Origin of the sequence: Fredinandcohnia onubensis (assembly GCF_002734285.1) — a bacterium.
GTDB classification, from domain to species: domain Bacteria; phylum Bacillota; class Bacilli; order Bacillales; family Bacillaceae_L; genus Ferdinandcohnia; species Ferdinandcohnia onubensis_A.
Genome location: NZ_NSEA01000003.1, coordinates 305,108 through 313,024, shown reverse-complemented (window position 1 = coordinate 313,024; position 7,917 = coordinate 305,108). Strand labels below are relative to the sequence as shown.

Annotated in this window: 9 protein-coding genes; all 9 read right to left on the bottom strand. The window is 39.1% G+C overall.

Annotated elements, in window-relative coordinates; translation table 11 throughout:
• Positions 1 to 243: 243 nt before the first annotated feature.
• The 9 genes from CKJ95_RS04310 to CKJ95_RS04270 all read right to left on the bottom strand — a co-directional run bounded on the left by CKJ95_RS04310 (position 244) and on the right by CKJ95_RS04270 (position 7,824).
• A complete protein-coding gene (locus CKJ95_RS04310) occupies positions 244 to 375 on the bottom strand; it encodes a YrzQ family protein (RefSeq protein ID WP_099352165.1) in 132 nt (43 codons plus the stop codon).
• 24 nt (positions 376 to 399) lie between these two features.
• A complete protein-coding gene (locus CKJ95_RS04305) occupies positions 400 to 588 on the bottom strand; it encodes a hypothetical protein (protein WP_010678234.1) in 189 nt (62 codons plus the stop codon).
• 26 nt (positions 589 to 614) lie between these two features.
• A complete protein-coding gene (locus CKJ95_RS04300) occupies positions 615 to 1,094 on the bottom strand; it encodes a PRC-barrel domain-containing protein (RefSeq protein ID WP_099352164.1) in 480 nt (159 codons plus the stop codon).
• A 136-nt stretch (positions 1,095 to 1,230) separates the two neighbouring features.
• Entirely contained in the window at positions 1,231 to 3,639 is a 2,409-nt protein-coding gene (recD2, locus tag CKJ95_RS04295) for an SF1B family DNA helicase RecD2 (RefSeq protein ID WP_099352163.1), read from the bottom strand.
• A 20-nt stretch (positions 3,640 to 3,659) separates the two neighbouring features.
• Positions 3,660 to 4,322: a tetratricopeptide repeat protein gene (locus CKJ95_RS04290; protein WP_099352162.1), complete on the bottom strand. Its 663-nt coding sequence runs from the start codon at positions 4,320 to 4,322 to the stop codon at positions 3,660 to 3,662.
• Positions 4,323 to 4,408: 86 nt separating this feature from the next.
• Positions 4,409 to 5,521: a tRNA 2-thiouridine(34) synthase MnmA gene (gene mnmA / locus CKJ95_RS04285; protein ID WP_099352161.1), complete on the bottom strand. Its 1,113-nt coding sequence runs from the start codon at positions 5,519 to 5,521 to the stop codon at positions 4,409 to 4,411.
• An 11-nt stretch (positions 5,522 to 5,532) separates the two neighbouring features.
• Positions 5,533 to 6,675 carry a cysteine desulfurase family protein gene (locus tag CKJ95_RS04280; protein WP_099352160.1) on the bottom strand — a complete coding sequence of 381 codons (1,143 nt, stop codon included), beginning with the start codon at positions 6,673 to 6,675 and terminating at the stop codon, positions 5,533 to 5,535.
• 51 nt (positions 6,676 to 6,726) lie between these two features.
• Positions 6,727 to 7,140 (bottom strand): cysteine metabolism transcriptional regulator CymR, encoded by a 414-nt coding sequence (gene cymR / locus CKJ95_RS04275; protein ID WP_099352159.1) that lies wholly within the window; start codon positions 7,138 to 7,140, stop codon positions 6,727 to 6,729.
• 12 nt (positions 7,141 to 7,152) lie between these two features.
• Positions 7,153 to 7,824, bottom strand: a complete 672-nt coding sequence (locus CKJ95_RS04270) for a YczE/YyaS/YitT family protein (protein ID WP_099352158.1) — start codon at positions 7,822 to 7,824, stop codon at positions 7,153 to 7,155.
• Between the last annotated feature and the right edge of the window lie 93 nt (positions 7,825 to 7,917).

Genomic DNA, 7,917 nt, shown 5'->3' with positions numbered 1-7,917 from the left:
TCTTTCTCTTCTTTGCTGGTTCGCTAATTCCTAATTTTATCCAGGTGCGTGCCTCTTTCTCTTCTTTGCTGGTTCGCTAATTCCTAATTTTATCCAGGTGCGTACCTCTTTCTCTTCTTTGCTGGTTCGATAACTCCTGACTTTTTCCAGTTTCGATCCACTTTCTCTTGTTTTTAGGGATAATACCTCCAAACCAATACAAAAAACCCCACGACCGTGGGGTTTTTCCATTTTCATCACATTTTAAAACATTTTCGTAATGCGTTTGCGCATTTTTTTCATGTTGCGGGCAGACATTACATCTGTTCTTTGCATAATTCCGTATGCCGCAGCACCTAGACCCATAGTGATTAGAGAAGTCATTGCTTTATTCATATCCTCTTCACTCCTTGTTTAGGATTACATACTGATCCTTCTGTCGTCTTCAGCAAACAGATCATCCAACGAACTGAGTGTGCCATCTTCCTCTACCTGATGTGTGAATATTTGTCCTTTGTTTACAGATAGTTCGATAAAACATCCCCAGCAGTAATATTGGTTGACACCAATTTTACCGATATCTTTACTTTTACAGTTTGGGCACTTCACAGGGTACACCTCACATCATGGAATTCCTAATTTATAGATACGACGATGACATCTTCACCGATTTTTAAAGGCTCGTTGGTTTTGATTACCTTTTTTCCTTCTGTTATATCAGCAAAAAAGCCATCCGTTACTTCATACCCTATAATAGTGCCCACTTCTTCTGTAAAATATACATCTTCAAGTAAGCCTAATTTTTGACCTTCTGAGGACAAAAGTGGCTTTCGGAATAATCCATGATGGGTATGCAAAAAATACGTGGGTGTATCGGCTTCATTGTCAAGAAGCTCCAATAGCGTTCTGTCCGAAACCATGACACCATCATCTCCAATGGAGGAGATGCTTTCGATAGGGACTACTCGATCTCGTTCAAATAGTCCTTTTCCTTTCATAATCAGGGCATTCACCTTGCCATTTGATGTGATACAAAGATCTGAAACTCGGCCGAGTTCTTCGGCAGACTTTTCATCATAGACCGGTAAATCCTTGAGTAGTGAGAACGTCCGCAAAGATAATCGCCACCTCTCCGAACATTACTTATCATTCACTTTCAGGTAAGGTGTCATACTGCACAAGAGTTTCCAAAAGAAAAAAGCTGGTATCCCCAGCTTTTTCGCAACTTACTTATACTGGTATCCCCAGCTTTTATTCAACTTCCATATAATCGTATGGAGTAATTCCCTCCATGCCAATATTTGGGTCGGTTTGGAAAATAACCTCTTGATATGTCTTTGCCTCTTCAGGTATTGCTACAGGAACTGGAGCTTCCACCATTGCACCAAAAGTTGTTTTCAATTTTTCGCATAAGGTTGTTTGACGGTTTGTATCGTTTGCACGCTGAACACCTTGCCTTAATGCGTCTTCTTCCCCACATAGGATCAGGAAATTTTTAGCTCTTGTTATGGCTGTGTAAATTAAATTACGACGTAGCATACGATAATATCCTTTAACAATCGGTAAAATGACGATTGGGAATTCACTACCCTGTGATTTGTGAATGGAACAGCAATAGGCGTGTGTGATTTGGTTTAAGTCCTGTTTTGTATATGTGACTTCATTGCCTTCAAAATTAATAACAACCATGTCCTGTTTTTCTGTGTTTTCTTTTGCATAAAAGATTGACTCAATTTCACCAATATCGCCATTAAACACATTATTCTCAGGCTGATTGACGAGTTGAAGCACCTTGTCACCGCGCCGGTAAACAATATCACCATATTTCAATTCTCGCTTACCGTGAACGGGCGGGTTAAAAAGTTCCTGCAGCATCACATTTAAACTGTCAATCCCAGCAGGACCGCGATACATTGGTGCCAAAACCTGAATATCCTTAATGGAAAAGCCTTTCTTTTTTGCATTATCCGAAACCTGCTTAACCACTTCAAGTACCTGATTCTGGTAGCACTTTAAAAAAGAGCGATCCTTTTTAGGTGAGGAAATATCAGGTGGTAGAGCGCCTTTTTTAATATCATGAGCCAACTCAATAATTGACGAACCTTCAGATTGTCGATAGATATCAGTCAATCGTACGGTTGGTACTACTTCAGATGCCAATAAATCCTTTAACACCTGGCCAGGACCAACAGAAGGCAACTGGTCTTCATCCCCTACTAGCACTACTTGGATATGCTCCGGTAGTGATTTAAACAACTGATGTGCGATCCAAATATCGACCATTGAAACTTCATCAACTATTAACAGCTTGCCGTTTATCGGATTATCCTCGTCATGACTAAATCCCTCGACTCCATTCCATCCTAGCAGTCGATGGATGGTGACGGCAGGAAGACCTGTTGATTCGGTCATCCGTTTTGCGGCGCGCCCTGTTGGTGCCACTAATAAAACTGGGAAAGGATTTTCAGAATTATAATCTTTTGGGTCTAAGGAGCAGCCGTGCAGTTCTCCGTATAATTCAACGATCCCCTTAATAACGGTAGTTTTCCCTGTACCTGGACCACCTGTTAAAAGGAGCATTGGAGACATGAGCGCTTTTTGGATTGCATCTTTTTGCGAAGGTGCGTACTGGACATTGATTCTTTCCTCTAACTCACCAAGTGCTAGCAAAAATTCAGACTCCGGGAATAGATTTTCGTATTCTGTCTGTTCCATTACTCGTTTTATATTTGTAATTAATCCTTTTTCAGAAAAATAAAGGGTAGGTAAGTAAACCCTGTCTTCTTCAATCACAAGCTTGCTTTCTTCGGTTAAACTTATTATTTCCTTAGAAATATCTGTTGCAATGATTTCTTCACGGCTACTTTGTTCCAATAATTGCTGAACACGAATGATCAAATCCTCAACTGAAAGGTAAACGTGTCCGTCTTGTAAAGAATCTTGTTCAAGTATGTATAAGCAACCAGCCTTGATTCGGTCTGGGTGATTTCCAGAAATCCCAAGCTGGCGTCCCAATTCATCTGCTCTACCGAAACCAATACCTTCAATATCCTCGACTAACTTGTACGGACTATGTTGAAGAATTTCAAGTGTTTGCTCTTTATAGACTTGATAAATCCTCATGGAAAGCTGAGGACCAAATCCATATTGAGAGAGGCCAATCATGATTTGCTCAAGACCTTGGTGTTCTTGTAGTGTTTCATAAATCTCTTTGGCCTTGTCTGCTGGAAGTTTATCAACCTCCTGCAAGACATCTGGGTTTGCGATGATTTTTGAAATGGCTCCTTCACCAAGTTTCTCTACAATTTTTTCTGCTGTCTTTTTCCCAATCCCTTTAAAAAGATCACTTGAAAGGTATTGTACGATTCCTTGTTTCGTATGTGGGATCTCTTTTTGAAATTGTTCAACATGAAATTGAATGCCAAACCGTGGATGCTCCTTTAAGCGACCAAAAAAGATGTATGTTTCATTTTCATGAATTCGAGGGAAATACCCTGTTACAACTGCTTCTTTTTCATTATAGTCTTCATTTGTTTCTTGAAGTCTAATGCGAACGACAGAATATAAATTTTGCTCATTATGAAAGATCGTCACTAAATGAGTACCCTTCATAAATTTTCGTTGTTCATCAAATAAATCTAAAGACTCCTGTTGTTCCATTAAGTATTCCCTCCCCTCATTTATTCACTTAATGCTTCACTTACAATCTTTTTCCCGTTTGCTGCAAGCATATGGTCAGGTTGAATTTCTAGGGCTTTTTCAAACATTTCGAGTGCTTTTTCATAATCATTCTTAAAACCAGCATAGGCTACACCTAGATTGTAATAAGCATCTGAGTGATTAGGTTCTAATTCAATTACAGTATGAAACGTTTTGATTGCTTCGTCAATTACTGATTCACCCGCTAGGCAGAGGCCATATTGAAATAATGCATCTACATCATTTTCGTTTAATTCAACTGCACGCTTCATATATGGCAGTGCTAATTTTGGCTGGCCTAGCTGAATCAATGTCATGCCTAACATAAAATATGTATCGCTATTTTCCAGACCTGCTTTTAGAGCTTTTTCAAACATATCCTTTGCTTTTAAGAAATCTTCTTGGTTGTATAGGAGGTTACCGATTCCGTAATAAGCAGTTCCCGCGCCTTCGTCAAGCTCAAGTGCTTTCGTAAAAAAAGCAATCGCTCTTTCAGGGTCGCCCACAGCTGCTAAAAGATTGCCAAAGTTAATATAGTAAACCGGCTCTTTAGGGTTTTCTTCAATAGCCTGTGAAAAGCATTTCGCTGCATCTTCGTACTTTCCTTCTTGCATATATTCAATGCCTTGTTTATTTAAATCCAATGATATTCAACTCCAGAATCGACTTTTTTTGCACTCATATTATAACATAGGAAAACCCCAACCCTAAATATAGAGTTGAGGTTTCTTCATCCAACATATGTTAGACGTTCACCATTTTTAAAGACTTTATCAATTGTTGCACCACCGAGACATTCGTCACCATTATAGAAAACAACTGCTTGTCCTGGTGTTACCGCACGAATTGGCTCATCAAAAATGACTTTTACTGTATTATCGTCCACTTTTTTAACCGTTACTGCATTATCCGGTTGACGATAACGGAATTTAGCTGTGCATTTTACTTCCTCTTCAGGTTCCATATCCGAAACCCAGCTAACATTTGTAGCTAAAATGGAATCAGAATATAGAAACTCATTGTGGAAACCTTGGTCAACATAAAGAATATTTTTCTTAAGGTCTTTTCCAACTGCAAACCACGGTTCTCCGCTTCCGCCAATACCAAGGCCATGACGTTGACCAATCGTATAATACATTAAGCCATCATGCTTCCCTTTTACTTCACCTGAAAAAGTCACCATATCTCCTTTTTGCGCAGGTAAATAATTGCTTAAGAATTCTTTAAAGTTACGTTCTCCGATAAAACAAATCCCAGTGCTATCTTTCTTAGTAGCAGTCGCAAGGTTTGCTTCTTTTGCAAGCTCTCGCACCTTTGACTTTTCAATATTTCCGATTGGGAACATAACCTTTGAAAGCTGCTCTTGAGTAAGTTGATTTAAGAAATAAGTTTGGTCCTTATTCTCATCTACCCCACGGAGCATCTTGTATTCACCATCTCTGAATTCGACACGAGCGTAGTGTCCAGTTGCAAGATAATCCGCACCAAGGGTTAAAGCATGCTCTAAAAAGGCTTTAAATTTGATTTCTTTATTACACATCACATCTGGATTTGGTGTTCTACCTGCTTTATACTCGTCCAAAAAGTAGGTGAAAACTTTATCCCAATATTGCTTTTCGAAATTGACTGCGTAGTAAGGAATGCCAATCTGGTTACAGACACGAATTACGTCTTCATAATCCTCAGTGGCAGTACATACCCCATTTTCATCGGTATCATCCCAGTTTTTCATGAATATCCCAATTACATCGTAGCCCTGTTCTTTTAATAAAAGGGCTGCAACTGATGAGTCTACTCCACCAGACATCCCTACTACAACTCGGGTATCTTTAGGGTCTTTCATATTTCCACCTCCTATTTCGTTAATCGTGAAACGATTATTGCTGTTTCTAATGCTGCTGTTTTTATATCTTCAATTGTATTTCCAATACCGAAGCTAAAACGGATAGAAGAAGCGATTCGGTCCGAATCCTTTCCAAACATCGCAACCAACACATGTGAAGGGTCAATTGACCCAGCTGTACATGCTGACCCACTTGAAGCGGCTATTCCTGCTAAATCTAGGTTAACAAGCATAGACTCGACATTTGTACCAGGAAAATAGATATTTAACACATGTGGTAAAGACATATTTAAATCACCATTTACTTCAAACGAGATATCTTGTTCTTTTAAAATAGAAACAAAAGCCTGTTTGAAATCTTGGTATAGCGCATTTTTTTCGCTTATTGTTTTCTTCGCCAACTGTGCAGCAGTTTGCAATCCAACAATCCCCGCTACGTTTTCCGTTCCTGCACGACGTTTCTTTTCTTGTTCTCCTCCAAATAGAAGAGGAGCTAACTTTCTTCCCTCTCTCATAAATAAAAATCCGGTTCCCTTAGGGCCATTTATTTTATGAGCTGAAACGGAAAGTAAGTCAATTTTATATTGATTCACATCTATATCAACCAATCCATATGCTTGGACGGCATCTGTGTGAAATACTGCCTGATGATCCTGAAGAAGCTCGCCAATTTCCTTAATCGGTTGTACGGCTCCTACTTCATTATTGCCAAACATGATTGTTACAAGGATAGTCTCCGTAGTTAGTGCAGCTTCAACGTCTTTGACAGAAACGAGTCCAGCCTCATTCACTGGTAAATACGTAACTGTAAACCCTTGTTTCTCTAGATGTTCACAAGTATGAAGTACAGCATGATGTTCAATAGCAGACGTAATGATGTGTTTGCCTTTTTCTTGCATCTTCATAGCAGTTCCAATGATCGCTAAATTGTCTGCCTCAGTACCACCGCTTGTAAAGACAATCTCATTTGGTTTTGCATTGATTGTGCCGGCAATGGTTTGTCTTGCTTCATCAACTGCATGTCGACTTTTTCGTCCAAAAAAATGAATGCTAGACGGATTTCCAAAAGCCTCTGTCATAAAGGGAAGCATACTCTCCACAACATCAGGGTGCATGGGCGATGTAGCTGCATGATCTAAATAAATATGCTGCATCAAATCAGCCCTCCTTTTTTAAAAAAGTAACGTTATTATGACATGTTTTTCTTAAATGTAAAACATATATGCATCGTTTCCATCGCTATGGCTTGCGAGGTCTTCGAGTGTAGTACTGTCTAGTACTTCTTTTACAGCATCTCGAATTCGTATCCATAATTCCCGTTTTGCTGGTTCTTCATCCTCTAAAACTTCTACAGGGCTAATTGGTCCCTCTAGAACGAGGATGACATCTCCTGCTGTAATTTTTGTAGGTTCATCACCTAATACATAGCCTCCATAAGCTCCTCGAATACTTTTTACCAATCCTGCATTACGTAAAGGTGAGATTAATTGTTCGAGATAATGTTCCGAAAGCTCGTGTTTTGCTGCAATTGATTTGAGAGAGAGCGGTCCTTTTCCATGATTTTTTGCAAGTTCAATCATGATTGTGAGACCATATCTTCCTTTTGTTGATATTTTCATTCACTTTCACCTCTAATTACTAAAATGATTCACTTCGACTATTGGTGTCTTTGCCAATTTCTGTTTTAATGCATCATGCATTCGTTGACATTGTGGCAACGCAAACCCTGCGATATAGCCTATACCTACACAATATATTAAAGTTCCGATAAAAACAGGTCCTCCCAACAACCAACCAATCGTTAGTACAATAATTTCCATTCCTGTACGAATATATTGCACTTTCCAATTAGAAAGTTGGGTTAGTGCTAACATCAGACTGTCTCTTGGACCTGCACCAACACTCGCTGATATATAAATTCCCATTCCATATCCGTTAATAAGAAGTCCCATCAACAGCATGATTAATTTCCCGATAAAAGTTTCTGGTGTTACAAGGAACGGAGCCATCATGAACATATCGATGAAAATACCTACTGATATCATATTTAAAAAAGCACCAATTTGAGGCAGTCGCTTTAATAATAATGAGGATAGGAACAAAACAAAAAAGCCGACAATGATCGACCATGAGCCAATAGTAAGACCAATTTGTTTAAATAGGCCGATATGCAAAACATCCCAGGGTGATGCCCCAAGCTCTGCTTTGATTATCATGACTATCCCCAAAGACATAATTAACATCCCAATAAAAAAAGTAGACCACTTCAAAATGTGGCGGCTAAAGCTAATCTGTGCTCGCATTTTCCTCACTCCATCTTTTGTGTCTCCCACTGTTGCATAAGTTTTCTCTATTTGCTATTTCATTTCGTCTAAACTCACGACATTATATCATAA

Excerpts from the sequence above, each read along its gene's own strand:
- CKJ95_RS04310 (WP_099352165.1), bottom strand. The coding sequence starts at position 375 with ATGAATAAAGCAATGACTTCTCTAATCACTATGGGTCTAGGTGCTGCG.
- recD2 (WP_099352163.1), bottom strand. The coding sequence starts at position 3,639 with ATGGAACAACAGGAGTCTTTAGATTTATTTGATGAACAACGAAAATTT.
- mnmA (WP_099352161.1), bottom strand. The coding sequence starts at position 5,521 with ATGAAAGACCCTAAAGATACCCGAGTTGTAGTAGGGATGTCTGGTGGA.
- CKJ95_RS04280 (WP_099352160.1), bottom strand. The coding sequence starts at position 6,675 with ATGCAGCATATTTATTTAGATCATGCAGCTACATCGCCCATGCACCCT.
- cymR (WP_099352159.1), bottom strand. The coding sequence starts at position 7,140 with ATGAAAATATCAACAAAAGGAAGATATGGTCTCACAATCATGATTGAA.
- CKJ95_RS04270 (WP_099352158.1), bottom strand. The coding sequence starts at position 7,824 with ATGCGAGCACAGATTAGCTTTAGCCGCCACATTTTGAAGTGGTCTACT.